Source organism: Streptomyces sp. NPDC036815 (assembly GCF_055609205.1).
Window position 1 is genome coordinate 328,982 of the sequence record NZ_JBVJPW010000003.1, and the last position, 24,954, is coordinate 353,935.

Here is a 24,954-nt window from a genome sequence, read left to right on the forward strand (position 1 = left end):
GGTAATGTGGTGCACTTCGGGCATCTCGTGGACTCGCCGCCCCACACCACGCCCCCGCCTGGCACGATGCTCCCCATGACCTCAGGTCCCGCGTTCCGCCTCGCACGAGCCGCGATGTTCGCGGCCGTCTGCGTGGTGGCGACGGCCCTGGGTCACGCGCTCATGTCGGCCGCTCCGATGCCCTGGTGGGCGGTGGCGTACGCGTTCGGCGCCACCATGGCCGCGGCGTGGTGGCTGACCGGGCGCGAGCGCGGTGCGGCGGCCGTCACGGGCGCCACCGTCGCGGCCCAGCTGTGCCTGCACGAAATGTTCGGTTTCGCGCAGCGGTTGGGCACGGCACCGAACGGAGGCGGGCCGCTCGGCGGTTCCGGGCCGCCGCGCCACGGCGGCGACGGCATGAACCACATGAACCACCCGATGCCGATGGCCCCGCCGCCCTCCGGCGCCACCCCCTCCGCGGGCTCCGCGCACGCCGCGGCCATGCCCGACGAGGGCGTCTCGCACTGGATCATGTCCGTCTTCGGGCACAGCGGCTTCGGCATGTTCCTCGCCCACGTGGCCGCCGCGCTGATCTGCGCCCTGTGGCTGTGGCGCGGCGAGGCAGCCGTCTTCCGCACCGGACGCGCCCTGGCCGCGGCCGTGTTCGTACCACTGCGGTTCGTTCTCGCGGTCCTTGTCGCGGCCCTTCCTCCCGCGCCTGCCACCGTCGGCACGCTCGTTCCCGTACCGCGGCTGCGCGGGGTCCTTCTCCAGTACGCCGTCTCACGCAGAGGCCCACCGGTCCTTCCGGTCAGTTCCTGAAACCGCCCGCACCCCTCGGTGCCGGGCGGATCTTCGGCGTCCGCGCACACCGGGGCACAGCTCCCGCCGTGTGCCCGCGCCGCTTCCCGAACTCCCTTCACCGAAGGACCTTCTGCGATGACACCTGCTCTTCTGCAATCGCGGCCCGGCGAAGACCTGACCCGCGACGACCTGATCACCCAGTGGGCGCTGGCGGCCCGCGACGGCGACGCCCAGGCCTTCGAGCAGTTCGTGCGGGCCACCCGCCGCGACGTGTGGCGCTTCGTGGCCCACCTCAGCGGCGACCCGCACAGCGCCGACGACCTGACCCAGGAGACGTATCTGCGCGCCCTGACCTCGCTGCACGGCTACGCCGCCCGGTCCGGCGCGCGCACCTGGCTGCTCACCATCGCGCGCCGTACCGTCGCCGACCGATTCCGCTCGGCGGCGGCCCGGCCGCGGATCGCCGACACCGGCGACTGGCAGGCGGCGGCGGAGCGGGCCCAGCCCCGCGGCCTCCCCGGCTTCGAGGAGGGCGTGGTCCTGCTCGATCTCCTGGAGTCGCTCGACGCGCCCCGCCGCGAGGCGTTCGTCCTGACCCAGCTCGCCGGGCTGCCCTACGCCGACGCGGCGGACGCCGTCGGCTGCCCGATCGGCACCGTGCGCTCGCGGGTGGCACGGGCCAGGGAGCGGGTCAGCGAGCTGCTGGTCGCCGCGGACCGGGCCGGCTGACGCATCCGCCCGGCCGGGGCCCTCGGAGGGGCCCCGGCCGGGCGCCCGACGACCCCGGTCGCGGGCCCCGACCAGGGCGCTTAGCGTGGAGCGGGGGTGTTGGGAGGCACCATGGACCGCGAAGCCGCGCCTGCGCCCGAGCCGGTGCCCGCGCCGGATACCGCCCGTGCGACCGGACCGTCGGGCGCCGTACCGTACGCGGGAGGCGGGCGTCACGAGCATCGCTGGCTGATCCTCGCCGTGATCGGCATCGCCCAGCTCATGGTGGTGCTCGACGCGACGATCGTGAACATCGCGCTGCCCTCGGCCCAGCAGGACCTGGGGTTCAGCGACGGCAACCGCCAGTGGATCGTCACCGCGTACGCACTCGCCTTCGGCTCCCTGCTGCTGTTCGGGGGCCGCATCGCCGACCTCGTGGGGCGCAAGATCGTCTTTCTGGCCGGTCTCGCCGGTTTCGCGGTCGCGTCCGCGATCGGCGGCGCGGCGAACAGCTTCTCGATGCTGGTGGCGGCCCGCGCGCTCCAGGGCGTCTTCGGCGCGCTGCTCGCACCCGCCGCCCTGTCGCTGCTCACCACGACGTTCACCGATCCCCGGGAGCGCGCCAAGGCCTTCGGCATCTACGGCGCCATCGCGGGCGCGGGCGGCGCCGTCGGCCTGCTGCTCGGCGGCGTCCTCACCGAGTACCTGAACTGGCGCTGGTGCCTGTACGTGAACCTCGCGTTCGCCGTCGTCGCGATGCTCGGCGGCGCGCGCCTGCTGCACGCGGGCGCCCCGCCGGACCGGCCCAAGCTGGACGTGCCCGGCACGGTCCTGGTGTCGGCCGGCCTGTTCTGCATCGTCTACGGCTTCTCCAACGCCGAGACACACGCCTGGGGCGACGTGCTGACGTGGGGCTTCCTGGTCATCGGCGTCCTGCTGGTCGCGGCGTTCGCGTGGTGGCAGACGCGTGCCGCGCATCCGCTGCTGCCCCTGCGGGTCGTCCTCGACCGGGACCGCGGGGCGTCGTTCCTCGCGATGTTCATCTCGGGTGCCGGCATGTTCGGCGTGTTCCTGTTCCTCACGTACTACCTCCAGCAGATCCTTCAGTACTCGCCGGTCAAGACTGGTCTCGCGTTCCTGCCGATGGTCGCCGTGATGGTGGTGGGCTCGGTGGTGACCACCAACAACCTGGTGCCGCGGGTCGGTGCGAAACCGATCGTGCCGCTCGGCATGGGGCTCGCGGGCGCGGGCATGGCCTGGCTCACCGCCCTCGACGTGACGAGCGGTTACGCCGCGCACGTGCTGCCGCCGCTGCTGCTCGCCGGACTGGGTCTCGGTTTCGTCTTCGCCCCGGCGATGAGCATGGCGACGGCCGGTGTCGCGTCCCACGACGCGGGCGTGGCCTCCGCCATGGTCAACACCTGCCAGCAGGTGGGCGGTTCGATCGGCACGGCCCTGCTCAACACGCTGGCCACCACGGCGGCCTCGAACTACTTGGTGGGCAGGAAGCCGACGCCGCAGGTGCGGGCGCAGGCCGCGATGCAGTCGTACTCGACCGCGTACTGGTGGTCGGCGCTCTTCTTCGCGGTCGGGCTCGTCGTTACCGTCATCCTGTATCGCCGAGGAGCGCCGGTGCACACGGCGACGGACAGCGGAACGGTTCACCTGTAGGGGCGGTGGCTCGATGGCGTCGAATCCGGCTCCGGCACCCCGCGCGGGCCCGGCTCCCGGTGCCGGGGAGGGCGTCGCGCTGGCGTCGGCCCGCGGCCGCTGGGTCCTGGCGTGCGCGGTGCTCGCCTCGGGCATGGCGCTGCTCGACGGGACCGTGGTCAACGTCGCCCTGCCGACGCTCGGCAGGGATCTCGGCACCTCGCTCTCCGCCCTGCAGTGGGTCGTCAACGCCTACATGCTCACGCTCTCGGCGCTGCTCCTGCTCGGCGGGGCGCTCGGCGACCGCTACGGACGGCGCCGCACCCTCGTCGTCGGGGTGGTGTGGTTCGCCGCCGCCTCCGCGCTGTGCGGGCTCGCGCAGGACGCCGGAACGCTGATCGCGGCCCGTGCGCTGCAGGGCATCGGAGGCGCGCTGCTCACCCCCGGCTCGCTGGCGCTCGTCCGTGCCTCGTACCGCCCCGAGGACCAGGCGCGCGCGGTGGGCGCGTGGTCGGGGCTCGGCGGTGTGGCGGGGGCCGTCGGTCCCTTTCTGGGCGGCTGGCTGATCGACGGGCCCGGCTGGCGGTGGATCTTCCTGATCAACGTGCCGCTGGCCGCACTGGTCCTGTACGCGGTGCGGCACGTGCCGGAGAGCCGCGACGAGACAGCGACACAGCAGCCGTTCGACGTGCCCGGAGCGTGTCTGGCCGCGCTGTTCCTCGCGGGCATCAGCTTCGCGCTGATCGGCGCGTCCGGCGACACAGCGGCGGCCGGCGTGGTCCTGCCGGGCGTCCTGGGTCTCGCGGCGGGCGTCGTCTTCGTCGTGGTCGAACAGCGCAGACGGGATCCGATGCTTCCGCTGGGACTGTTCCGCTCGCGCCTGTTCACCGCGGCCAACGTGATGACGCTGTGCCTCTACTCCGCCATCGGCGGGATCCTGTTCATGCTGCCGGTGCAGTTGCAGACGACGCTCGGGTACGACGCGCTGCAGGCGGGCACGGCGACCCTGCCGATCACCGTCCTGATGCTGCTGCTCTCCGCGCCCGCGGGCGATCTGGCGCGGCGCCTCGGCCCGCGTCTCCCGCTCGTCGCGGGGCCGACCGTGGCGGCCGCCGGGGTACTGCTCATGCTGCGGGTCAGGCCCGGGGCGTCGTACGTCACCGAGGTGCTGCCCGCGGTGGTCGTCCTCGGCCTCGGCATGAGTCTGTTCGTGGCGCCGCTCACGGCGACCGTCCTGGCCTCGGTCGACGCGAGCCGCGCCGGGCTCGCCAGCGGCGTGAACAACACGGCGGCGCGCATCGCGCAGTTGCTCGTCGTGGCCGGGCTGCCGCTCGCGGTCGGGCTGTCCGGCACGGCGTACGCGGATCCCGACGCGCTCGACACCGCCTTCGGCAAGGCGGCGGTGGGCTGCGCGGCGCTGTTCGTCCTCGCGGCGGTGGCCGCCGCGGTGTTCGTCCGGCCGAGCCCGGCTGCCTGGCACGGCGACCGTGGCAACGCCCCGCGGTGCAAGACGTGTCTGGGCGTCCAGGCGCCGCCCCTGGAACCGGGCGACCTGGAACCGGGCGCCTTGGAACCGGGCGACGTGGAGCAGGACGACCTGGAACCGGGCGACCTGGAACCGGGGAGTGACCGCTAGATCGTTCGGCCCCCGAGCCCGGCGGCTTTCGGCGTGCGCGGGCACCGGCCGCCTCATAGCGTGAGGTGCGCGCGGCCACGGCCCGGCGCCGCGCCCGCTCCCTGGGAGGCCCCATGTCCAGCCCCGCCGCGCCGGAGCGTTCGGCGTCGATCGTCCTGGAACCGCTGACGGCCACCCATCTGGCCGATGTCCTCGCCCTGGGCCGCCGGGTCTACGACACGTCCGTGAAGCCGTACACGTCCTGGTCGCTCTCCGCGATCGCCCGGCACGTGGACAACGAATCGTCCGCCTGCTGGGTCGCGCTGGACGGCGACCGGCGCCTCGCCGGATTCGTCCTCGGTTCGATGGGGTTCGACCAGCGCGCCGACTGGGGCAACCTGGAGTGGATCGCGAGCGCCCCCGAATACCAGGGGCAGGGCATCGCGAGCCGCCTCGTGAAGGCCTGCTGCGCGACGCTCACGGAGGCGGGCGCGAGCACTGTCGTCACCGATGTGGAGTCCCGCAACACCGCGTCGGCCACCCTGATGCGGCGCAACGGCTTCGAGGCGACGGTGTCCGTGACCCTGTTCGTGCGCGAGGTCGGCGGGTAGCGGGGGCAGGGGACGATGTCGGGCGACGGGAGCCACGCCTCACGCCGTGCCCCCGAAACGCCCACCGGGCAGGAACCCGCGGTCGTCGGGCCCCTCCCTCCGGGCCCCAACTCGCCCATGTATTCGGTTTCTTGCTGAGTTGGACGCCTGTCCGAGGCGCACCCTCGAAGCCCGTATCGTGGACCACATGTCCGTTCCTGAGCTCATCCGCATCGTCTCCCGCTCCTCCCCCATGGCCCTTGCCCAGGTGGAGCGCGTCCACACCGAACTCGCCGTGCTGCACCCCGGCATCCGCACCGAGGTCGTGCCGGTCACCACCTCCGGGGACCGCTGGATGGGCGATCTGGCGGCGCTCGGCGGCAAGGGAGCGTTCACCAAGGAGGTCGACGCCGCGCTGCTCGCCGGCGAGGCGGACCTCGCGGTGCACTGCGTCAAGGACGTGCCCGCGGACCGGCCGCTCCCCGCGGGCACCACGTTCGCCGCGTTCCTCAAGCGGGACGACATCCGGGACGCCCTCATCCACCCCGAGGGGCTCACCCTCGACGAGTTGCCCGCGGGGACCCGTATCGGCACGTCCTCGGTCCGCCGCGTGGCGCAGCTCGCCGCCTCCCACCCGGAGTTGGAGTGCGTCCCGATGCGCGGCAACGCGGGCCGCAGGCTGGCGAAGCTCGCCGCCGGTGACGCCGACGCGCTGCTGCTCGCCCAGTCCGGCCTCGACCGCATCGGCCGCCCCGACCTGGCCAGCGAGATCCTGTCGGTGGAGACGATGTGCCCGCCGATCGGGGCGGGCATCCTCGCCCTGCAGTGTCGCGAGGACGACACGGCCACCATCGACGCCGTCACGGATCTCGGCGACAAGGACGCCTGGCGGGAGGCGACCGCCGAGCGCATGTTCCTGCACGTGCTCCAGGGCCACTGCAACTCGCCGATCGCCGGGTTCGCCCGCTCGGAACGCGGCGGCGACCTGTCGCTGCGCGCCTGTGTGTTCACGCCCGACGGCAAGACGGTGCTCAACGCGCACGAGTGGGCGGGCCCACTCGACCCCGCGACGCTCGGCACGTCCGTGGCCGTCGCGCTGCTGCGCCAGGGCGCCAGGGAGCTGATCGACGGCATCGCCCACTGAACCGAAGGGCAGGCGTTGGCCGTTTGTGTCACAGCTCGTCGACAGCGCCAACCGCGCGGACGGCTCCTCCCCTCTTGCACGACGGGCCGACAGCCCCTTTTGCCGCCCGTACCTGTCGAGGAGTCAGCCACATGCTCAAGAGATCCGCGCCGATGAGATCCGTGTCCACGAACCGGCCTCTTCGCCGTCGCGCCGCGGGACTTGCCGTCGCCGGTGCGGTCTGCGCCCTCGCCGCCTCCGTGCCCGCGACGGCCGCGCCCGACCGGGTGCCCGCCGCCCCGACCGCCGCGGCCGCGGCCGGTCCGATCTCCGTCTTGAAGTACACCGCCCAGGAACGCCGGGAAGCGCTCGCCTACTGGACTCCCGCCCGGATGAAGGCCGTCGGGAAGTCCGTGGACCTCGGGCCCACCGGGCCGCTGGCCAAGCCGTGGCGCGGCACCGCCCTGAAGACCGTGGGACGGCTCTTCTTCGTCAACGCGAGCGGCGCCGACACCTGGTGCACGGCCACCGCCGTGAAGAGCGCCAACCGGTCCGCCGTGATGACCGCGGCCCACTGCGTGCGCCGTGGCTCCTCGCCCGTCAACACCAACATGTCGATGGTGTTCGTCCCTGGTTACAGCAAGGGAAGGGCGCCGTACGGCGCGTTCGCGGTCCGCCAGGCCGTGACCCCGCGCGCCTGGGAGGAGGACTCCGCCGACGACATGTCCGCCCTGACCGTCGACGCCGGCAAGGACGGCAGGAAGCTCACCTCCGCCGTGGGCAGCCAGGCCGTCGCCTTCAACCGTCCCGTCGGCGGCACCATCTCCTCGTTCGGCTACTCCGCGACCCGCCCGCAGCTCGGCGAACAGCTTCTGCGCTGTGTCGGTACGGCGAAGAAGGAGCACGGCACGCAGTTCATCCCCTGCGACATGAGCGGCGGCTCGAGCGGCGGCCCGTGGATGGCCGACTTCGACGCCACCACCGGCAAGGGCGTCGTGGTCTCGGTCAACAGCTCGCTGGACTCCCTGACGCCGACGAAGATGTACGGAGAGGTCTGGGGAGCCACGGCCGAGAAGGTGTACGACCGGGCGCAGCAGCTCTGACGCGGCACCGGGGGGCGGCTGTGTGACGGGGTTCCTCGTCGCGTGTGACGAGAGTTCTCGCGGTGGATGATGAAACGATGACAGGGCCCCCGAACCCCGGTTCCGGGGGGTCTGCTGGACGACATGAACACCGAGAACACTCCCTTCCCCAGCCCCCGGCGCCCCGTGTGGCGCACCGCAGCGGTCGCTCTCGTCGCCGCCGTGGGCGTCGTTGCTCTCGCCGCCTGTGGCGGCGGCGGGAGCGGCGCCGAAGCCGACAGCGGCAAGGCGTCCGCCGACGGCCACAAGAACACGAACGCGCCCAGGGTCCTGTGGATGGGCGACTCCATCGCGGGGGCCGAGGCCCCGGCGCTCGGCGCGGCGCTGAAGGCGGGCGACGCGCCGTTCAAGTCGATGGCGGCCGACGGCGGCGGCGGCGTCACCGGAGAGATCGCCGAGCCCACCTGGGAGCAGCTGCCCAAGGAGCTCACGTCCTTCAAGCCGGACGTCGTGGCCTACCAGATCACCACGTACGACTGGGGCAAGCCCGCCGAACAGCGCGCCGGCTACGAGAAGCTGGCCAAGACGGTCAGCGACGCGGGTGCCGAGCTCGTCATCGTCACGGCGCCGCCCTTCAAGATCGACGACTTCTACAAGCCGCACGCGGCGGAGATCAAGTCCGCGCCCAAGTCGGCCCAGGACGTGGCCGCCAAGCACGGGGACACTGTGCACTTCCTCGATTCCGCCGCCCTGTGGGGCCGCGACGGCACCGCGCCCAAGGCCCAGCGCAGCAAGGACGGCATCCACACCTGCCAGCAGGGCGCCGCGGCCTTCGCGCAGTGGCTGACCAAGGAGCTGGGCAAGCAGTACTCCTTCACGCCCGCCCCGGCCGACCGGTGGGCCACCGGATCGTGGACCGGTGACAAGGTCTACGGCCCGCTGGGCTGCAAGTAGCCCGTACGGCGGGCGCCTGTCCGCCCTCGTACGCCGAGCCGGAACGTCGATCGCGTGGGGCCCGCACCGGGCCCCAGGCCGCCCGCAAGGAACCCCATGCCCGCGCACGCCACCCCTGCCGCCCTCACGTCGCACCGACGGCCCGCCCCCGCGCCGACTCCCGGCAGGCGTCACATCGCGCCTCTGGACGGTCTGCGTGGCCTGGCCGTCCTCGGCGTGCTGTTCTTCCACGCCGGCCGGTTCAGTGGCGGCTTCCTCGGCGTGGACCTGTTCTTCGTGCTGTCCGGGTTCCTCATCACCGGCCTGCTGCTGAAGGAGGCGGCCCGCGACGGCCGCGTCGACCTGCTCGCCTTCTGGGGGCGGCGCGCCCGCCGCCTGCTGCCCGCCCTGGCCGTGACGGTGGCGGGGACGCTGCTCCTGGTGTGGGGCTTCGGGTCGGTGACCCTGCTGCGGTTCGGTCTCGATGACACCCCTTGGGTCCTTGGCAACGTCGCGAACTGGCACTTCATCGCCGACCAGGTCGGCTACTGGGACTCCGCCGACACCCGGGTGTTCAGCCACTTGTGGAGCATCGCGGTCGAGGAGCAGTTCTACCTCGTCTGGCCGCCTGTCGTATGGCTGCTGGCGCGCGGCCGACGCCGGGACGGTGCGGCCCGGGGCGGGCGGGCCGTCGCGGTCGTGGCCGCCGCCGGGGCGGCCGTCTCGCTGGCCCTCATGATCGCCCTCACCGGGCCCGTCGACACGACGCGCGTGTACGAGGGCACGGACACCCGGGCCTTCTCGCTGCTGCTCGGCGCGCTGATGGCGACCGGGCCCGCCACCCGCCTGCTGGCGCGGGCGGGGTCACGGGTCACGTCCTGGGCCGCGCCGGTGCTCGCCGTGGGCATCGCCGCCTACTGGGTCCTGGCCGACGGTCAGAACTCCCCCTCCCTGTTCCGGGGCGGGTTGTTCCTCCACGCGCTGGCCGCCGCCCTCCTCATCGGCTGTCTCGCCCAGGCCCCGGACGGCCGCGTGGGCCGGGTCGTCGGCGCCGCCCCGCTGCGCTGGTTCGGCGCGATCTCGTACAGCCTCTATCTGTGGCACTGGCCCCTCTACGTCCTGCTGAGCGAGGAACGCCTGGGCACGGCGGGCTGGGACCGCACCGCGATCGTCATCGGCGTCTCCGTCGCGGCCGCCGCGCTCTCCAAGTACCTGGTCGAGGACCCCGTCCGGTTCCGGGCCCGCTGGGCGCACGGCCGCACCGGGGCACTCGCGCTGGTGGCCGTCCTCGCCGCGCTCGTCGCCCTGTGGGCGGTCATCCCCGAACCGCGGGCCGGGGTCGGTTCCGTGGACGTCACCCGGCTCACCGACGACGGCTGAGGTGGGCGACAATCAGCTAGAAAGTGGGTCAAAATCACAGAGACAGGCACACGAGTGCCAGAGCACGAAGCCAAAGCAATCGCCCGGACCTGAGTCCCGCACCGAACCTGGAGACGAGCACATCCCGATGTCACGAGTTCTGCTGATCGAGGACGATCCCGCGGTACAGAAAGGGGTGTCGCTCGCGCTGCGGCGCCGGGGTCACGAACTGGAGGTGGCGGCGAGCGGCGAGACCGGGCTGCTCACTCTGGAGCGCTTCCGGCCCGATCTGGTGCTGCTCGATCTGATGCTGCCCGGCATGTCCGGCCTCGAGGTGTGCCGCCGCATCCGCGAGACCCGGCAACTGCCGATCATCATCCTCTCCGCGCGGGGCGACGACATCGATCTCGTCGTGGGTCTTGAGGCGGGCGCGGACGACTACATCGTCAAACCGGCCAGCGGCGAGGTCATCGAGGCCCGGATGAAGGCGGTCCTGCGGCGGGTCGTCCCCCAGGACCCCGCGACCGCCACCGCCCCCGGCCGGACCGGGCACGGCGCCCTGGAGCTCCACGGCGCCCTCGCGGTGGACCGGAGCGCCCTGCTCGTGTCCAAGGACGGCCGTGAACTGACCCTCGCCCCTTCCGAGTTGAAGCTGCTGCTCTTCCTGTCCGCCGCGCCGGGCCAGGTCTTCAGCCGCCAGCATCTGCTGGAACAGGTCTGGGAGCACAGCTTCTACGGCGACGCGCGGCTCGTCGACGCCTGCGTGATGCGGCTGCGAGGCAAGGTCGAGGACGACCCACGCCGCCCGGTGTACATCCAGACGGTACGGGGCTTCGGCTACCGCTTCGGTCCCGTGCCCGTACCGGAGGGCCCACCACGGCAGGAGGACGGCGCGTCGTGAGGCCGCGTCCGCCCCGAGGCCTGCGCGTCCGCCTCGTCGTCGCGTTCCTGCTCGTGTCCGCGCTCAGCGCGCTGATCACCGCCGCGCTCACGTTCCGGCAGGCACGCTCCGCGATTCTCGACCGTACGCAGGACAACGCGGTGCGCGACCTGCGCGCCCAGGTCGGGTCCCTCGCCCCCGACCTGCCCTTTCCGCCGAGCACCCGGGACCTGCGCAACTTCACCCTGCAACTGGACCGGGCCGGTGCCTCCCGCGACTGGCGCACCGCGGCGTCCTACCGGAGCGGCCCGCCGGTCACCGCTCCGGGCACCGGACAGCGCACCGCCGTGCCTGCCGTGCTGCGCGCCGCCGTGGCGGACCGGACGGACACGGTCGTCCGCCAGCGGATCGAGCGGGGCGGCTCCCCCTGGCTCGTCATCGGCATGCCCGTCCTCTACGCCGCCGAGCCCGGCGAAGAGCGTGCCGCGTCCGGCCTGGTCGTGTACGCCGACTTCTCCCTGGACGGCGACAAGGCCGACATCTCCGCCCTGGTCACCGCCGCGGAAGCGGGTGCCGTCCCCGCCCTCGTCATCGCCCTGTTCCCGGCCCTGTTCGCGGCGCGCCGCGTCCTGCGCCCCGTACGGGGCCTGCGCAACGGCGCCGAGCAGATCGCGTCGGGCGAACTCGGCACCCGCCTCCCGGTGACCGGCCACGACGAACTGTCCGACCTCACCAGAACCTTCAACACGATGGCGACGCACCTGGAGGAGGACGACGCCGAGCTGCGCCGCATGGAGGCGACCGCGCGCCGCTTCGCCGCCGACGTGGCGCACGAACTGCGCACCCCGCTGGCCGCCATGTCCGCGGTGACCGAGGTCCTCGACGAGGACGCGCACAGCGGCGCCCTGCCGCCGGACACCGCCGACGCCGTCCTCCTGATCAGCGGCGAGACCCGGAAGCTGGCCCGCATGGTGGAAGACCTGATGGAGGTCTCCCGCTTCGACGCGGGCGCCGCGGCCCTGCATCCGGACGACGTCACCCTGCGCACCCTGGTGGAGAAGACCGTCCAGCTACGGGGCTGGCACCTGCCGCCGGGACAGGTCGCGGTGGACGTGCCCGACGACGTACGGGTCTCCGTGGACCCACGGCGCGTCGACGTCGTGCTGGCCAACCTGATCGGCAACGGGCTGCGGCACGGCGCTCCCCCGGTCGTCGTCCGGGCGCGGCCGGACCCGGAGCCCGGCGACGGCACGGTCGTCGTGACGGTCACCGACCACGGTCCCGGCATCCCCGAGGACGTACTGCCGCATGTCTTCGACCGCTTCTACAAAGCCGACGCGGCCCGTACCCGGTCCGAGGGCAGCGGTCTCGGCCTCGCCATCGCCGCGGAGAACGTCCGCCTGCACGACAGCGCCCTGACCGCCGCCAACTCGCCCGGCGGCGGGGCCGAGTTCACCTTCGCGCTCCCCCTCTCCAGCCCTGAGACCGACGGCTCCGGGCCCGACCGCCCCGAGCCCACACGTCCCGAGCCCCATCGTCCCGGAGCCGCCGCGGAGGACCGCCCATGAGGAAACGCCTCCCTCTCCTGCCGCTGCTCGCCGGGCTCCTGTTCCTGGCGGCGGGCTGCGGTGTCACCCCGACCGGCCCCGAGTGGGCGGGCGCCCCGGCCTCCGGCATCCAACGGCCGGGCACGATCGCCGACCACGCCCGCCTCTACTTCGTGGGCCCCTACGGCCTGCGCGCCACCGCCCGCCCCACCGATCGCCCGCTCACCCCGCAGCAGGCCCTCGGCCTCCTCCTGGAAGGCCCCACCGACGCGGAGCGGGAACGCGGCCTGATCAGCGAGGTCCCCTCGATGAACGGACGCCTCACCGCGACCGCGTCCTCCGGCACGGTCGACATCTACCTGCCCGTGAACATCGCGGAACTGGACGTCGCGGCGGTCAGCCAGCTGACCTGCACGGCCGCGCACGCCGACGTTCCCGGCGACCGGCGCCCCACCGACGTGGACGTCCGATTCCACGAGAACCTCGGCAGCTCCGCGACCCCGTGGACCGCACGCTGCGGCGCCGACGGCAACGCTCATCCGCAGGCGCGGGAGTGACGCGTCCCGCACGGACCGTGCGGATTTGTCTCGTGTGTGCCTAGTCCGCGGTCCGCTGGCCCTCCACCGTTGGTCCTCCTACCCGAGGAAGGGACCAACAGTGAGACGCAGACGATTTGTGACGGGGGCGGTCGGCGCGGTCGCCGGGCTCGCGCTCGGTCCGGGCCCGGTCCGGGCCGCCGCATCCGCGCTCCGTACCGCCCGGTGGCAGGCCGTTCCGGCGCCCGGCAGCACCCCGGCCGCCCAGCTGCGCCGCATCTCCGCGGCCGGGCCCCGGCTGGCCTGGGCCGTCGGTGAGGAGGCGCGCGCGGGGTCCTCGCAGGGGAGGGCGCTCGCCATGTGCTGGAACGGCAGCACCTGGTCGAAGTCCGACCTGACGCACCTGAGTTACACAGGACGGCTGAGCGACGTCGCCTGCGTCGGCCTCACCGCGGCGTGGAGCGTCGGCCTGCCCTCCGGCGACGCGAGCCCGCTGCTCCGCTGGGACGGCGCCACCTGGCGCGAGGCCACGTTCCCCGGCCGGGGCGAGGCGGACGTCGGCCTGGAGTCGGTGGCGGTCGGCGGCGACGCACGGCTGTGGATCTGCGGCAGACGAGGCGGCGCCGCCCGACTGCTGCGGCGGGACGGCGACCAGTGGCGGTGGCTGGCACCACTGCCGGTGGCGAGCGCCAGCCTCTACCGGGTGGTCCCGCGCACGCCGAACGAGGTCTGGGTCGGCGGCGACCAGGCGTCCGGCGGCGGATGGTCCGGGCTCGTCGCACGCTGGGACGGCGCCTGGACGGTCCTGCCCCCGATCACGGGTGCCCGCCTCAGCATCAGCGACGTGCACGCCGCCGCCGCGGACGACGTATGGGCCGTCGGCACCGAAGCCGGCGTCGGCGGGCCGCCCGGGCGCCCCGGAAACCCTGTCCTCGCCCATTGGAACGGCACTGCCTGGAGCCAGGTGCAACCTGGCTTCACCGTCGGTTCGTTGACCGGGATCGCCGCCGATGCGCAGGGGCGCGCGGCCTGGATATCGGGCTGGAACTACCAGGACCAGAGCCGCAGTACGTACCTGCGCAGGGAGGGCGAGGGCTGGGCGGTGGTCCGGGGCCCGGCGGGAACGGCGACGGCCCCGTACCTCAGTGACGTGACCTCCGTCCCCGGCACCGCGGGGTTCTGGTCGGCGGGGATGACGAGCCCCACCCCCGCCCCGCCGACCGAGGCCTACACCGAGCGCTTCGACGCCTGAGTCCGAGGCCGCTCGCGCTCGAGTTCCACCGTGGTGACGACGCGGGTCAGGGAGGGCCTGCGGGGGACGGAGCCGAAGCCGAACCGGACCGGGGGCCAGACGGGCCCGAGCGCTCCCAGGTCCGTTCCGTCCCAGGTCGCGTGCGCCGTCGCGATCGCCCGCAGGTCCCGGGCCGCGTACCACTCGCGGCGCCCCGATCCCGCGCTGCCCCGGGTCCGTACGCCCGGCATCAGGAGGCGGGCCGGTACGTCGCACAGCGCCGCCCATCCGGGGCTGGTCGCCAGGCGCCCCGGAACCAGGCGCAGCAGCCGTCCCAGCACGGTGGACGGTCCGGGCGCGAAGGTGAGCCGCAGCGGTCCGGCCGCCACGGTCCAGCGCTCGCGCCCCGGCTCGACGGCGACGGGGCAGATGACGACCTCGTCGAACCGGTACGTGGCCGCGACGAAGTCCGCCACCCGCTCGGACGGCGCGAGGAGCACGCGCCGTCCGTCGGCCCGCTCCACCATGACGTCGGCGAACGGGCCCATGGGCGACAGCGGCCAGTACCCGACGACCAGCCGTACGCCGGTTGCGGTGCCGAGGCCCGCGATCCAGCCGTCGAAGCGCGGGCGTTCGGGCCGTGCGCCGGGCCGGGCCGGTGTCATCGGGCGGCGGCGGGCGCACCCGGCACCCGCCGGTCACCGCCGTTGCGGTCCTGCCACTGCCGGAAGACGTCCACAGCGCCGTCCCGCGGCTCGTGCCGCATCGGGAGGCGGCGCTCCTGCCAGGGCTTGGCGAACTCGTCGTAGAACGTGCTCAGCTCGAAGTACTTGCGGTCGTCGACGTAGTGCGGGGCGTAGGCGTCCCGGGTCGTGACGAAGACGATCTCGTCCGGGGAGCAGTAGTAGAGCGCTCCCAGGCACATCGGGCACGGCTGCGCGAGGACGTAGACGGTGGCGCCGGTCAGGTGCTCGGTGCCGAGCCGGGTACAGGCGTCACGGACGGCCAGGACCTCGGCGTGGGCGGTGGGGTCTTGGGTCTGCGCCACCTGGTTGGCGCGTTCGGCGACGATCTCGCCGTCCTTGACGATGACGGTGGCGAACGGACGGCCGCCGTCCCGCACGTTCTGGCGGGCCAGGTCGATGGTGCGTTGCACGAAGTCCATGTCGTGCCTCCGGTGCGTTCGTACGGGCAGTGCGGTCGGTACGCGGTCGGGCGTCGGCGGGGTCGATTCGGTTCGACCTCCCGTACCGACACCTCAGTGTGCGTGACCCGGCTCCCCAGCCGCCGAAACTCAGGCCGCCTCGTCGCGGCGTTCCTCCGCTTCGTCGTGACGTTCCGCCGCGGGCCCCTCCCGGTGCCGTGCGCGGCCGTGCCCGACGACGAGCCGGAGATGCGGCCGACGGTGCGCGCCGCGCCGCGGGGGATCACCGGTCAACCGGTCTTCGAACCGGTCCATGCCGATCAGCAACAGACCCATGACGGGCAACAGCAAGAGTGCGACAACAAGCATCGGCGGCGACCTCCCCACGGCGTCCCCTTTCGCCTGCCCGACTCGAACGCCTTCACGGCCCCACAATGTGAAGGTCCCGCGACGGCTGTCGTCACACGCGCCGGCCCGCCGCGGCCGGTTCCCCCTCCCCACGCGGGCAACTCCGCCTGCTCCGGGTCACGTTGCCGAAGGTTTCGTCCGCACCTTCGCGGACAGGTGAGTTCCCACCACGGATGCCGTGTACGGCAGAGAGGATCAGAGCGATGACCGACAGCGGCCAGGCCCCCGGAACCCCCGATCGGCACCTCTCGCCCGCCGACCTCCTCGGCTGGGCGGTGGAGGCGAGCGACGGCTCGGTCGGCAAGGTCGACCCCTGCTCGGAGGAGGTGGCGCCCGACCACCTCGTCATCGACACCGGCGGCACCCTGCTGACCAAGAAGGTGCTGCTGCCGCTCCGCTTCGTCACCCGCGCCGACGAACCGAACCGCACCCTGTACGTGCCCCACACCAGGGACGTCGTCAAGAGCGCCCCGCGCTTCGACCGGGACCTGCGGGTCACCGACGCCGGATATCGCGCGCGGATCGACGCGCACTATCTGGCCGAGCCGGGCCACTGACCGGCCGGTCACCGCACCCGTCCGCTCACCTCACAGGGACACCGCCAGGGCCGCGGCGACGATGGACGCCGTGGCCACGGTCAGCATGAACACGCGCCCTCGCAGGCCGGCCCCCGTGAACAGCCCCGGCGCCCGTTCCTGCACCCGCAGAGGCCCACCGCAGAGGCAGTGCTCGCCGTGTGCCTGGTCCGGGGCATCGAGCCAGTAGGCGCCGAGCAGTTGTGCGCCGTGCCGGGCGCCACCAGAAGTCGTCATGCCCGTCCAACCGACGCGACGGGCCCCAGGCCACCGGCTCGGCCCTGTTCGTTGCGGTGACTACACCGGCCCGTGATCTTGACACTGTCGCCCGCACATGCCGGAGGTCTTTATCGTTCGAGAGACCTCGGACACCCCCGGTGGTCTTCAGTCCCTACGTAGGGGCCATTGGTCCCGAATCTTCCCGGGGGGCCAGGGCACCCGAACCTCTGCACGGTTACTCCGGTCGCCGACCCGTCCGGCTGCACGTCGGCGTGGGGAGCTGAGGAAGGGGGCCGCCGGGGAGTCCGATCGGCTTCGAAGAGCCCTGTACGAAACGCACAGCACCAGAGGAAAGGCAACGTCATGGCTGACAACACACTGAACGGCCACCGCGTTCTGGCGATCGTCACCAACTACGGGATCGAGCAGGACGAGCTCGTGGTGCCGGTGCAGCATCTGCGTGAGCGTGGCGCGCACGTCGACGTGGCCGCGGTGAAGGCGGAGGAGATCCGCACGCTCGTCGGCGACAAGGACCCCGGCAAGACCGTCCAGCCGGACCTCGCCCTGGCCGACGCGGACGCGTCCTCGTACGACCTGCTGCTGATCCCCGGCGGCACGGTCAACGCGGACTCCCTGCGGCTCGACGGGACCGCCGTCTCGATGGTCCGCTCCTTCGCGGAGTCCGGCCGCAAGGTGGCGGCGATCTGCCACGGGCCGTGGCTCCTGGTCGAGGCGGATGTCGTCAACGGCAAGACCCTCACGTCGTACGCATCGGTCGCCACCGACATCCGCAACGCCAAGGGCACCTGGGTCGACAAGGCCGTCATGCACTGCGGTGCCAACGACTGGGACCTGATCACTTCCCGTACCCCCGACGACCTGGAGGACTTCCTCCGGGAGATCGACAGCACGCTCGGCGCGGCGGGCTGACGACCGGGCGTCCGCCCCGGGCCCGCGCGCAGCGGCGGGCCGGGGGCAACTCCCCACCCACGGTGGGGAGTTGCTCATGACACGGGTGAACCCACCCTGCGCATCCTCACAAAGCCGTGGAGCGAGACAGCGGTGGTAGCTGGTGGGGACGGGTGGGGCCCGGCCTGTACTGCATCATCACGAACTGCTCCGCCGTTTCGGGCAGGGGCGTGGCCGCGGTCGCCATCACCCAGCCCGGGCCCTTCTCCGCGTGGTTCACCTGGCGCACGGCTCCATCGGGGTGCAGGGGAAGCAGAGTCGCGGTCGCCTGGTAGATGGGGCCCGCGACCGGGTCGCGGCGGACGTCGTGTGCGAGGTTGATCAGGGTGGGGTCGGCCGGGTGGTTCGTGACCGCCCGTCTGACGGCCGGGCAGGCTCCCCGGGCCCAGTCCTCGGCCCAGTTCAGCAGCGTGCCCTCGCGTGCCTGGTCGTCCAGCAGCATCCATCGCATGATGTTGGACGGAGGCCGGCCGCCCGGGAAGAGGGCCTTGAACTCGGCGTTGCAAGCCCTGACGTTCCAGTGCTTGTCGGCGATGTAGGCCATGGCGCCCGTGACCCCTTCGACGACCGTCCGCCAGACCGTCCCTATCCGTGTCGCTTCTGAGTCCTGCGCACCCGGCTGCACTGGCCTGTCTCCTCCCGCCGCGTTGCTCGTAGATCTCCGTGCCGTCATGGCCCGTCCGGCAAGCCTAGCCAGCACCGGAAGCCGCGCTTCCGGGACCCCGGGCCCACGAGGTGCGGATCCTGTGCCCGCGGCCCGGGGAGAGCGTGGCCCCCGAATGCGGCGTCAGCCCGGCGTGCTACTGGCTACCGGCTACCGGTAAGACCAGGCCGCCGCCCGACCGGCGAGTTCCAGAACGGTCGGGGAAGACGAAGCACCGGCGAGATGGCTGTATTCGACCGCGATCACGATCATCAGGCGTTCGGGCAGCCCCAGGTCCGGGTAGAAGCCGCGCTGGAACAAGTCGTCCATCGCCTTCTCCGCGGTCATTCCGGCTTCGAAGCGAAGGCGTATCTCGCGCTGCGCCGTGCGGAGATAGACGAGGTGCTCCGCCAGGCCGGCCTGATCCGTCGGCCGCCCGTGGCCGGGGATGACGACGCGCGGATTCAGGCCGAGAACGAGTTCGCACGCATTGATGATGTTCTGAAGCGGCCCCGCCCAGTGCGGCGGGTGGTCGCCGTGGAAGAAGACGTCGCCGGTGCAGACCACATCTCCTATGCGAGCCACCAGGTCGCCGACGTGGTGCGCCGGTCCCACCTCGATCAGCTCCACCTCCTTGTCCCCCACGGCGAACATGTGACGGCCGGAGAAGGTCGAAGTGGGCGCCGCCAGTCGGGCGGAAGCGAAGTCGAAGACACCGAAGTGGTCACGGAGGTAACGGCCGAGAGGGGAATCCGCGGGCGACTGGCTGACAAGGGCGTGCATTTCCTGCGGCGTCGGCTCGTGGTGCAGGTGCTCCTTCGCGGCGCGGGTGGCGATGATCTCCGCATCGGGGAACAGGAAGTTGCCGAAGGTGTGATCACCGTTCGCATGGGTGTTGACCACGGTCCCCACGGTGCGGTCCCCGAGCCGGGGCCGAGCCGCGGAGATCATGGCCCGGGTCAGCGGCCCGTCGTACGGCGTATCGATGACGGCGGCGTCGGGGCCCGAAATGACCCACAGACAGTTCGCGTAGCCCCAAAGGCCCGTGCCTTCCGGAGCCCACAGGTAGAGGCCATCGGTGCCGGGTATCTCGGTGAGCTGCGTTGGGAGGTTCATGTCCGCATTCTGACCGATTCACGTGACCCTCTCGCCGACGGGTCCGGCCTGGCCACGTACACCCGTGACGCTACGACCGCAGCCGTACGGGACCGGCACCCTACCGCCAGGGTTGACGCGGATGCACACCTCTCGTCGGACGTGACGAAACCTTCGCTTGCGTATGTTCCTGCACCGGGCCGAGCGACCGGGCCCGCAGCAACGGAGCAACCAAAACTGGGGGAAAATCATGGCGCAGAGCAGGAAACGGTTGGCATTCGCCGCGGCCACGGCCGCCGTCGGCGCGGGTCTCGCGTTCGCACCGATGGCCGACGCCGCCCTCGCGTCCGGTCCCGCCCCGTCCGACACCGCGCGTGCCGCCGACTCGGGCTGGAGCGCCGTCGACGGGCTGCCGGGCAAGTCGAAGGCGGCCGCGGGCGACAACGTCTACTACTTCAAGTTCGCGCACTCCAAGAAGTGCGCCGAGGTCCCGGGGCTCAGCAGGACCAGGGGCAAGGGACTCGACCAGTGGACGTGCACCGGCAGGGGGCACCACTGGTGGTACCTCACCGAGGGGCCGGGCTCCACGGTCCACGTCGTCAACTACAACAGCAAGCTGTGCATGAACGTGAAGGGCGGCAGCACGGCGAACAAGGCCCCGGTGGTCCAGTGGGACTGCAACAACCAGAACAACGGCCTGTGGGTCCTGCAGTACCACAGCCAGTACGGCCAGTACCGGCTGTGGAACGCGAAGAGCGGCAAGTGCGTGAACGTACGGAACGCGAGCACGGGCAACGGCGCCGACCTGATCCAGTACACGTGCAGCAACGCGGCCAACAACCGCTTCTGGGCGATCGACTGATAGGGCCTCAGTTCCTCCTGTAGGCACGGGGTGGGGTGGTGGCGGGGGCGTCCTCGCCACCGCCCCGGCGTCTGTCCCGCCCCGTCAGAGACGCCGTACCGCGACCACCGCCGAACTGGTCGGCGTGGTGAGCACTTCCGTGGCTTCCAGGGCCGGGTGGGTGAGGTAGAAGAGCCGGAGCTCGTCCACCGCACCCTCGAAACGAGGCGGCCAACCGGGCGAGGGGGTGAAGTCGTCCAGGATGAGGATGCCGCCGGGAGCGAGCAACTCGACGGCCCCCTGAGGATCGTCACGCTTGCCCCCGCCGTCGCAGAAGAAGACGTCGAAGGGGGCGTGCTGCTCGAGCAGCCGCCAGTCTCCCGTGAGCACGCTGACCCGCGCGTCGTCCGCGAAGAGATCGGCCGCTCGACGAGCGAGCCCCGCGTCACGCTCCACGGTGACCAGACGCGCACCGGCTCCGGCCAGGCCACTGTGCAGCCAGGCGGTGCCCACTCCCGAGCCGGTGCCGCTCTCCGCGACGACTCCGCCGGGTTTCGCCGCGGCGGCCAGCCTGAGCAGCCTGCCCACCTCAGGGATGCAGCTCTTCTCGAAACCCGTCTCGGACGCGGTGCGCTCCGCCGCCACCACTCGGGCCGGAGCCGCACGTTCTTCCGTATCAGTCATGAGCGAGCCTCCCCTTCTGCATGGGCATGACGCTATCGGCCCACGCCGACTGAAGGACGCCGTACGGGAGTTCACTCCTCGGGTACCAGGTCCGGGCGCAGTCGGTGCCAGACCGGGTGTCTCAGGAGGCCGGCCCGGGTGAGGGCGGTGTAGCGGACCTCGGCGACCAGCCTCGGCAGGACCCACCGGGCGCCGGGCACCGCCGGTTCGGGGGTGAAGGGGCACTCGTCCATGGCGGCGATGCTCAGGAGGTGGGCGAGTTCGGTGCGTTGGCGTTCGTTCCAGCCCGTCCCCACGCTGCCCCGGTAGGACAGGGCACCGTTCTGGTACTGGCCGACGAGGACCGCGCCGGGCAGCCCGGTCAGGCGCCCGTTGCCGGGCAGCCAGCCGCCGACGACCACGTCGACGGTGCGGACGTTGCGGATCTTGACCCAGTTCGGTGACCGTCTGCCGGGTTCGTAGACCGAGTCGAGCCGTTTGAGGACGATGCCTTCCAGGCCGTGCTCGCGGGCGAGTTCCAGGGTCCGAGCGCTGTGCCCGACGACCGCGCGCGGGACCGACCAGCGCGGTCCGGCCTCGACCAGCTGCTCCAGGGTCTCGCGGCGGCGGGCGTACGGCAGGCCGGTCAGGTCCTGACCGGCCAGGAACAGGACGTCGAACAGGACCAGGTGCACGGGGGCGCCGGCGGCGAGGCGGGCCGCCTTCGCCGGGGAGCCGGACAGCCCCATGCGCGGCTGAAGGCGCTCGAAGTCCGGACGCCCCGCCTCGTCGAGTACGACGATCTCCCCGTCGAGGACCGTCGGTACGTCGCCCAGTACGTCGGCCAGGGCGTGCAGTTCGGGGTAGGCGGGCGTGATGTCCGCGCCCGAGCGCGAGCGGATGACCATGGTGCGGTCGCCGGGCAGGTACACCAGCGCGCGCTGCCCGTCGTACTTGGTCTCCGCGCTCCACAGGTGTTCGGTGCGGGACGGCGGCAGCGAGCCGGACGTGGCGAGCATGGGGGCGAGGCGCGGCAGAGGGGCCATGGTGGTCAGCCCTCGCACCATTCGGGCTCGTTCATGCGCGACGGCCGCCCATCTCGCCCGGTCGGCCCCGTCCACCGCGGCCCGGCTCACCCGGTGGGCCGCAGGGCCACGGGTGCGGCGGTCGGTGGATCGAGGTCCGGCGGGTCGGCGTCCGGCACGCTGGTCACGGGGGGGCAGCCTCCTGGCCCGACCCGCGGGGAGCGGGCACGCTTCGTCAGCTGACGATCTGGTCCCCGTCCGGCACGTCCTTCACCGAGACCGGGGTGCTGGGCAGCCCCAGCCCCTGCGCCACCGCCCGTGCGAGCCCGTCCACGTCCTGGCCCGCTGGGACCGGGACCTGCTCACCCTCGCCGTAACTCTCGATCGCCTTCGTGAAATAGCTCGGATGCCAGGCGCCGACGGCCCCTCGGACCTCGACCGCGGTCACGGCGCGACTGCCGACGACGCTCTGCACCGCGGCCAGGATCTCGTCGGAGCGCAGCTCGCCCGGTACCTGGAACAGGCTGGCGTGCGCCCCCACGAGGCCGCCGTCCCGCAGCCGGACGGTGACCGTGAGGCAGCTGGTGACACTGGGGTACGTGAGCACACCCCCGGGCGCCACCTCCCTGACCTGTCCTTCCGAGACCGTCGCCTTGGCGGGTGCCGAGACGTGGTCCGCCGCATACGGCTCCACACCGGCGGCGCCCTCGTAGGCCTGGGCTGCCGTGCCGAGCCCGCACGGCAGCGCCAGGAGTGCGGCGGCGAGGACCGTGGCGCTCACGGCGGTGCGCCGCCAGCCCGCCGTCCGCGACGGTGCCCGGACGGCGTTGCGGACGTCGGGGCGGGACGGCTGCTGGTGCGATGACACGGGTAACTCCTGGGACGACATTGAGCAGAACCTGATCACTGTACTGAGTCAAGCCTCACCTCGGCGTACGGACCACGGCTGACAGGCCGAGGTCCTGCTCGCCGACGCCCCGGCCGCCGTACGCCACCTGGAGAACGGGCATCCCCGCGGCGAACTCGTCGTCACGCCCTGAACACCGCACTCCTGATCACGCACCCGAGAAAGGCGGTGCGGCAACGGTCGGGTGGCCGGGCCGGGCGGCGCCGCACGATGGGCACATGGACGACACGACCTTGGTTTCCCGCTTCCTCCGCGACGGCTTCGTCAAGCTGGAGGGCGCCGTCGCGCCCCGCGTGGCCGCGAGCTGTGCGCGGCTGCTCTGGCGGGAGACGGGCTGCGATCCGGACGACCCGGATACGTGGACGCAGCCCGTGCACTGGGTCGGCGGAATGGCACAGGGGCCGTTCGCCGCCGCCCCCAACTCCCCTACCCTGCACCGGGCGTACGACCTGCTGGTCGGCGCCGGCCGCTGGGAGCCGCGCTACTCGCTCGGCACCTTCCCGCTGCGCTTCCCGCACGAGGAGGAGCCCGGCGACGCGGGCTGGCACATCGAGGGCAGCTATGCGGTGGAGGGTGAGACCTGGCCCTTCACCAATCTCCGCTCACGCGGCCGGGCGCTGCTGATGCTCTTCCTGTTCAGCGAGGTGGGGGAAGAGGACGCCCCGACCCGGATCCGGGTCGGCTCCCATCTCGACGTGCCGAAGGTGTTGGAGCCGTGCGGGGAGGAGGGCGCGAGCGGCCTGGCCATCGCGCCGGACCTCGTGGCGGCATCCGCCCACCGGCCGCTCGCCCTCGCCACGGGCTCCCCGGGGGACGTCTTCCTGTGCCATCCGTTCCTGGTGCACGCGGCGCAGCCGCACCACGGGTCGCGACCGCGCTTCATGGCCCAGCCACCGCTGATGCCGGCCGCGCCGTACGAACTCGAACGGGCCGACGGCGCGTACTCACCCGTGGAGATCGCGATCCGCCGGGGCCTGGGACGGGCCAGTTCCAGTCCGGGACGGGCCCGCTCCAGTGGGGACGGCGAGGACGCCGTAACCGGCAACCAGAAGGCTCGGCCCTGGGGGTAAACCCCCAGGCCGGACGGAGGAAAGCTGCGTTCCGGGCGGACCCCCCGCCCATCTAGCGTGAAGTCCGGCGCCCACGTCCGGCGCACGGCCACGCCAGGGAGTTGTGATGATCGAGGGCCCAGGGGCTCACCAAGCGGCACGGGCCGACCCTTGCCATCGAGCCGTTGAGCTTCGACGTGCTGCCGGGCGCCGTCACCGGATTCCTCGGCCCGCCCTACGGGGAACTGCGCGGGCCCGCGCGGGGGGTGGGCGGGCGTCTGCTGGCCCGCAGGGACGCGTGACAGGACACTGACGGCATGCACGCGCAGAAGATCGACGCTCCGGAGATCGGCGCTTCGGAGATCGGCGGTCCGGAGCTCGGCGGTCCAGCGGGCAAGTGGACTCGCGCTGTCGCGGAAGTCGCCCGCGCCCCGTTCGCCCGGCGGTCGTGGGCCGAGGCGGCGTACTGCCTGATCGGCTTCCCGCTCGGCCTCGTCGGCGGGGTGCTCCTGGCCGTCGTGCTGGTGCTCGGCGCCGGGTTCACCGTCTCGCTGGTGCTCGCGTTCGTGGGGGCGCTGCTGCTCATCGCCGGACTCCGGCTCGCCCGCGCCCTCGGCGGCGTCCATCGCGGGCTCGCCGCGGGGCTCCTCGGCGAGCGGACAGCCGTCCCCCCGCCCGCCCCGAGGGGCGAGGGCTTCGTCGGGCGGCTCGACGCCCGGCTGCGGGACGGGGTCGGCTGGCGGTCGGCGGCCTACGTCCTCGCGAAGCTGCCGCAGTGCGCGCTGGGCGCGTACGCCGTTCTGTGGTGGCTCACCGGACTGGTGAACCTCACCGCGCCGCTGCGGTGGGGGGTCTTCGGCCAGCAGCCCGCGGCCGACGACCCGGAGGGCATGCCGCTGCTCACGCCGATCCCCTTCGGCGGACTCCACGTGGACACCTTCGCCGGGACGTGGCTCGCCGTCCTGACCGGCGTCGTCACCCTGCTGTGCGCGCCCTGGGTGACGCGCCTCGTCGTCGAGGGCGACCGCAGGCTGATCCGGGCGTTGCTCGGGCCGGGGCGGCTGGCGGACCGCGTACGGGACCTGGAGGAGACGCGCGCGCTGGCCGTCGACGACTCGGTGGCGCTGCTGCGCCGGGTGGAGCGCGATCTGCACGACGGTGCCCAGGTCCGCCTCGTCGCCGTGGCCATGGGCCTGGACATGATCAGGGAGCGTCTCGACGACGGCCGGCCGCTGGACGCGAGCCGGCTGCGGCAGCTCGTCGACGGCGCGCACCGCAACGCCACCGAGGCCCTCACCGAACTCCGCGACCTGGCCCGCGGCATCCACCCGCCCGCCCTCGACGACGGCCTGCCCCGACGCCCTCGCGACGCTGACGGC

The 24,954-nt window shown here is 72.6% G+C and carries 26 protein-coding genes and 1 pseudogene; 18 read left to right on the top strand and 9 right to left on the bottom strand.

All coding sequences use genetic code 11. From position 1 onward, the window contains the following. Window positions 1–75 precede the first annotated feature (75 nt). From ACZ69I_RS10270 to ACZ69I_RS10330, 13 genes are all read left to right on the top strand, one after another. The gene (locus tag ACZ69I_RS10270; protein WP_467677724.1) at window positions 76–801 is read left to right on the top strand and encodes a hypothetical protein; all 726 of its coding nucleotides are present in this window, start codon (window positions 76–78) and stop codon (window positions 799–801) included. 117 nt (window positions 802–918) lie between these two features. Then, a complete protein-coding gene (locus tag ACZ69I_RS10275; protein WP_467677722.1) occupies window positions 919–1,512 on the top strand; it encodes a sigma-70 family RNA polymerase sigma factor in 594 nt (197 codons plus the stop codon). 111 nt (window positions 1,513–1,623) lie between these two features. Continuing rightward, on the top strand, window positions 1,624–3,162 hold the full coding sequence (locus ACZ69I_RS10280; RefSeq protein ID WP_470831409.1) for an MFS transporter: 1,539 nt from the start codon (window positions 1,624–1,626) through the stop codon (window positions 3,160–3,162). A gap of 13 nt (window positions 3,163–3,175) precedes the next feature. Then, window positions 3,176–4,777 carry an MFS transporter gene (locus ACZ69I_RS10285; protein ID WP_470831410.1) on the top strand — a complete coding sequence of 534 codons (1,602 nt, stop codon included), beginning with the start codon at window positions 3,176–3,178 and terminating at the stop codon, window positions 4,775–4,777. Between the two features lie 113 nt (window positions 4,778–4,890). Next, window positions 4,891–5,367, top strand: a complete 477-nt coding sequence (locus ACZ69I_RS10290; protein WP_470831412.1) for a GNAT family N-acetyltransferase — start codon at window positions 4,891–4,893, stop codon at window positions 5,365–5,367. Between the two features lie 187 nt (window positions 5,368–5,554). Further along, window positions 5,555–6,490, top strand: a complete 936-nt coding sequence (gene hemC, locus ACZ69I_RS10295) for a hydroxymethylbilane synthase (RefSeq protein ID WP_470831413.1) — start codon at window positions 5,555–5,557, stop codon at window positions 6,488–6,490. Between the two features lie 131 nt (window positions 6,491–6,621). Continuing rightward, window positions 6,622–7,572: a trypsin-like serine peptidase gene (locus ACZ69I_RS10300; RefSeq protein ID WP_470831415.1), complete on the top strand. Its 951-nt coding sequence runs from the start codon at window positions 6,622–6,624 to the stop codon at window positions 7,570–7,572. Window positions 7,573–7,695: 123 nt separating this feature from the next. Further along, window positions 7,696–8,505 carry an SGNH/GDSL hydrolase family protein gene (locus ACZ69I_RS10305; protein ID WP_470831417.1) on the top strand — a complete coding sequence of 270 codons (810 nt, stop codon included), beginning with the start codon at window positions 7,696–7,698 and terminating at the stop codon, window positions 8,503–8,505. Between the two features lie 96 nt (window positions 8,506–8,601). Next, window positions 8,602–9,864: an acyltransferase family protein gene (locus tag ACZ69I_RS10310; RefSeq protein ID WP_470831418.1), complete on the top strand. Its 1,263-nt coding sequence runs from the start codon at window positions 8,602–8,604 to the stop codon at window positions 9,862–9,864. Window positions 9,865–9,991: 127 nt separating this feature from the next. Beyond that, window positions 9,992–10,744: a response regulator gene (locus tag ACZ69I_RS10315; RefSeq protein WP_470831420.1), complete on the top strand. Its 753-nt coding sequence runs from the start codon at window positions 9,992–9,994 to the stop codon at window positions 10,742–10,744. Further along, entirely contained in the window at window positions 10,741–12,291 is a 1,551-nt protein-coding gene (locus ACZ69I_RS10320) for an ATP-binding protein (RefSeq protein WP_470831422.1), read from the top strand. Before ACZ69I_RS10315 ends, ACZ69I_RS10320 begins: the two co-directional genes overlap by 4 nt. After that, the gene (locus tag ACZ69I_RS10325) at window positions 12,288–12,827 is read left to right on the top strand and encodes a hypothetical protein (protein WP_470831424.1); all 540 of its coding nucleotides are present in this window, start codon (window positions 12,288–12,290) and stop codon (window positions 12,825–12,827) included. Before ACZ69I_RS10320 ends, ACZ69I_RS10325 begins: the two co-directional genes overlap by 4 nt. Before the next feature lie 100 nt (window positions 12,828–12,927). Further along, complete coding sequence (locus ACZ69I_RS10330; RefSeq protein WP_470831425.1) at window positions 12,928–14,058, top strand: hypothetical protein; 1,131 nt, start codon at window positions 12,928–12,930, stop codon at window positions 14,056–14,058. Here ACZ69I_RS10330 and ACZ69I_RS10335 read toward each other — a convergent pair. From ACZ69I_RS10335 to ACZ69I_RS10345, 3 genes are all read right to left on the bottom strand, one after another. Further along, on the bottom strand, window positions 14,034–14,702 hold the full coding sequence (locus ACZ69I_RS10335; protein ID WP_470831427.1) for a hypothetical protein: 669 nt from the start codon (window positions 14,700–14,702) through the stop codon (window positions 14,034–14,036). The genes ACZ69I_RS10330 and ACZ69I_RS10335 overlap by 25 nt on opposite strands. Next, window positions 14,699–15,202, bottom strand: a complete 504-nt coding sequence (locus ACZ69I_RS10340; protein ID WP_470831429.1) for a nucleoside deaminase — start codon at window positions 15,200–15,202, stop codon at window positions 14,699–14,701. Before ACZ69I_RS10340 ends, ACZ69I_RS10335 begins: the two co-directional genes overlap by 4 nt. Before the next feature lie 129 nt (window positions 15,203–15,331). After that, on the bottom strand, window positions 15,332–15,550 hold the full coding sequence (locus ACZ69I_RS10345; protein ID WP_470831430.1) for a hypothetical protein: 219 nt from the start codon (window positions 15,548–15,550) through the stop codon (window positions 15,332–15,334). Window positions 15,551–15,792: 242 nt separating this feature from the next. Between ACZ69I_RS10345 and ACZ69I_RS10350 the strand changes: the two genes are divergently transcribed. Next, window positions 15,793–16,146, top strand: a complete 354-nt coding sequence (locus tag ACZ69I_RS10350; RefSeq protein WP_470831432.1) for a PRC-barrel domain containing protein — start codon at window positions 15,793–15,795, stop codon at window positions 16,144–16,146. 30 nt (window positions 16,147–16,176) lie between these two features. Here the strand turns inward: ACZ69I_RS10350 and ACZ69I_RS10355 are convergent, their stop codons facing one another. Then, window positions 16,177–16,401: a hypothetical protein gene (locus ACZ69I_RS10355; protein ID WP_470831433.1), complete on the bottom strand. Its 225-nt coding sequence runs from the start codon at window positions 16,399–16,401 to the stop codon at window positions 16,177–16,179. A gap of 345 nt (window positions 16,402–16,746) precedes the next feature. Between ACZ69I_RS10355 and ACZ69I_RS10360 the strand changes: the two genes are divergently transcribed. Beyond that, complete coding sequence (locus tag ACZ69I_RS10360) at window positions 16,747–17,313, top strand: type 1 glutamine amidotransferase domain-containing protein (RefSeq protein WP_470831435.1); 567 nt, start codon at window positions 16,747–16,749, stop codon at window positions 17,311–17,313. A 106-nt stretch (window positions 17,314–17,419) separates the two neighbouring features. On the opposite strand, the gene ACZ69I_RS10365 is transcribed toward ACZ69I_RS10360, so the two are convergent. Both ACZ69I_RS10365 and ACZ69I_RS10370 read right to left on the bottom strand, forming a co-directional pair. Beyond that, window positions 17,420–18,025, bottom strand: coding sequence for an MmyB family transcriptional regulator (locus tag ACZ69I_RS10365; RefSeq protein WP_470831437.1), 606 nt, complete (start codon window positions 18,023–18,025; stop codon window positions 17,420–17,422). A 141-nt stretch (window positions 18,026–18,166) separates the two neighbouring features. After that, entirely contained in the window at window positions 18,167–19,111 is a 945-nt protein-coding gene (locus tag ACZ69I_RS10370; protein ID WP_470831438.1) for an MBL fold metallo-hydrolase, read from the bottom strand. Window positions 19,112–19,340: 229 nt separating this feature from the next. On the opposite strand from ACZ69I_RS10370, the gene ACZ69I_RS10375 reads away from it, so the two are divergent. Beyond that, entirely contained in the window at window positions 19,341–19,952 is a 612-nt protein-coding gene (locus ACZ69I_RS10375; protein ID WP_470831439.1) for an RICIN domain-containing protein, read from the top strand. A gap of 84 nt (window positions 19,953–20,036) precedes the next feature. On the opposite strand, the gene ACZ69I_RS10380 is transcribed toward ACZ69I_RS10375, so the two are convergent. The 3 genes from ACZ69I_RS10380 to ACZ69I_RS10390 all read right to left on the bottom strand — a co-directional run bounded on the left by ACZ69I_RS10380 (window position 20,037) and on the right by ACZ69I_RS10390 (window position 22,487). Next, window positions 20,037–20,615 carry an O-methyltransferase gene (locus ACZ69I_RS10380; protein WP_470831441.1) on the bottom strand — a complete coding sequence of 193 codons (579 nt, stop codon included), beginning with the start codon at window positions 20,613–20,615 and terminating at the stop codon, window positions 20,037–20,039. A 71-nt stretch (window positions 20,616–20,686) separates the two neighbouring features. Then, window positions 20,687–21,640, bottom strand: coding sequence for a non-homologous end-joining DNA ligase (gene ligD, locus ACZ69I_RS10385; protein WP_470831442.1), 954 nt, complete (start codon window positions 21,638–21,640; stop codon window positions 20,687–20,689). A 214-nt stretch (window positions 21,641–21,854) separates the two neighbouring features. Further along, entirely contained in the window at window positions 21,855–22,487 is a 633-nt protein-coding gene (locus ACZ69I_RS10390; RefSeq protein WP_470831444.1) for a hypothetical protein, read from the bottom strand. A 257-nt stretch (window positions 22,488–22,744) separates the two neighbouring features. Here ACZ69I_RS10390 and ACZ69I_RS10395 point away from each other — a divergent pair, with 257 nt between their 5' ends. Both ACZ69I_RS10395 and ACZ69I_RS10400 read left to right on the top strand, forming a co-directional pair. Continuing rightward, window positions 22,745–23,596 (top strand): phytanoyl-CoA dioxygenase family protein, encoded by an 852-nt coding sequence (locus ACZ69I_RS10395; RefSeq protein WP_470831446.1) that lies wholly within the window; start codon window positions 22,745–22,747, stop codon window positions 23,594–23,596. 296 nt (window positions 23,597–23,892) lie between these two features. After that, a pseudogene (locus ACZ69I_RS10400) lies at window positions 23,893–24,855 on the top strand (sensor histidine kinase); the annotation flags it as partial. Window positions 24,856–24,954 lie beyond the last annotated feature (99 nt).

Bases quoted from the DNA above. Each gene is read 5' to 3' on its own strand.
- ACZ69I_RS10365 (WP_470831437.1), bottom strand. From the start codon at position 18,025: ATGACGGCACGGAGATCTACGAGCAACGCGGCGGGAGGAGACAGGCCA.
- ACZ69I_RS10375 (WP_470831439.1), top strand. From the start codon at position 19,341: ATGGCGCAGAGCAGGAAACGGTTGGCATTCGCCGCGGCCACGGCCGCC.
- ACZ69I_RS10315 (WP_470831420.1), top strand. From the start codon at position 9,992: ATGTCACGAGTTCTGCTGATCGAGGACGATCCCGCGGTACAGAAAGGG.
- ACZ69I_RS10340 (WP_470831429.1), bottom strand. From the start codon at position 15,202: ATGGACTTCGTGCAACGCACCATCGACCTGGCCCGCCAGAACGTGCGG.
- ACZ69I_RS10355 (WP_470831433.1), bottom strand. From the start codon at position 16,401: ATGACGACTTCTGGTGGCGCCCGGCACGGCGCACAACTGCTCGGCGCC.
- ACZ69I_RS10290 (WP_470831412.1), top strand. From the start codon at position 4,891: ATGTCCAGCCCCGCCGCGCCGGAGCGTTCGGCGTCGATCGTCCTGGAA.
- ACZ69I_RS10305 (WP_470831417.1), top strand. From the start codon at position 7,696: ATGAACACCGAGAACACTCCCTTCCCCAGCCCCCGGCGCCCCGTGTGG.
- hemC (WP_470831413.1), top strand. From the start codon at position 5,555: ATGTCCGTTCCTGAGCTCATCCGCATCGTCTCCCGCTCCTCCCCCATG.
- ACZ69I_RS10310 (WP_470831418.1), top strand. From the start codon at position 8,602: ATGCCCGCGCACGCCACCCCTGCCGCCCTCACGTCGCACCGACGGCCC.
- ligD (WP_470831442.1), bottom strand. From the start codon at position 21,640: ATGGCCCCTCTGCCGCGCCTCGCCCCCATGCTCGCCACGTCCGGCTCG.
- ACZ69I_RS10395 (WP_470831446.1), top strand. From the start codon at position 22,745: ATGGACGACACGACCTTGGTTTCCCGCTTCCTCCGCGACGGCTTCGTC.
- ACZ69I_RS10370 (WP_470831438.1), bottom strand. From the start codon at position 19,111: ATGAACCTCCCAACGCAGCTCACCGAGATACCCGGCACCGATGGCCTC.
- ACZ69I_RS10350 (WP_470831432.1), top strand. From the start codon at position 15,793: ATGACCGACAGCGGCCAGGCCCCCGGAACCCCCGATCGGCACCTCTCG.
- ACZ69I_RS10335 (WP_470831427.1), bottom strand. From the start codon at position 14,702: ATGACACCGGCCCGGCCCGGCGCACGGCCCGAACGCCCGCGCTTCGAC.
- ACZ69I_RS10345 (WP_470831430.1), bottom strand. From the start codon at position 15,550: ATGCTTGTTGTCGCACTCTTGCTGTTGCCCGTCATGGGTCTGTTGCTG.
- ACZ69I_RS10275 (WP_467677722.1), top strand. From the start codon at position 919: ATGACACCTGCTCTTCTGCAATCGCGGCCCGGCGAAGACCTGACCCGC.
- ACZ69I_RS10280 (WP_470831409.1), top strand. From the start codon at position 1,624: ATGGACCGCGAAGCCGCGCCTGCGCCCGAGCCGGTGCCCGCGCCGGAT.
- ACZ69I_RS10380 (WP_470831441.1), bottom strand. From the start codon at position 20,615: ATGACTGATACGGAAGAACGTGCGGCTCCGGCCCGAGTGGTGGCGGCG.
- ACZ69I_RS10285 (WP_470831410.1), top strand. From the start codon at position 3,176: ATGGCGTCGAATCCGGCTCCGGCACCCCGCGCGGGCCCGGCTCCCGGT.
- ACZ69I_RS10325 (WP_470831424.1), top strand. From the start codon at position 12,288: ATGAGGAAACGCCTCCCTCTCCTGCCGCTGCTCGCCGGGCTCCTGTTC.
- ACZ69I_RS10300 (WP_470831415.1), top strand. From the start codon at position 6,622: ATGCTCAAGAGATCCGCGCCGATGAGATCCGTGTCCACGAACCGGCCT.
- ACZ69I_RS10270 (WP_467677724.1), top strand. From the start codon at position 76: ATGACCTCAGGTCCCGCGTTCCGCCTCGCACGAGCCGCGATGTTCGCG.
- ACZ69I_RS10360 (WP_470831435.1), top strand. From the start codon at position 16,747: ATGGCTGACAACACACTGAACGGCCACCGCGTTCTGGCGATCGTCACC.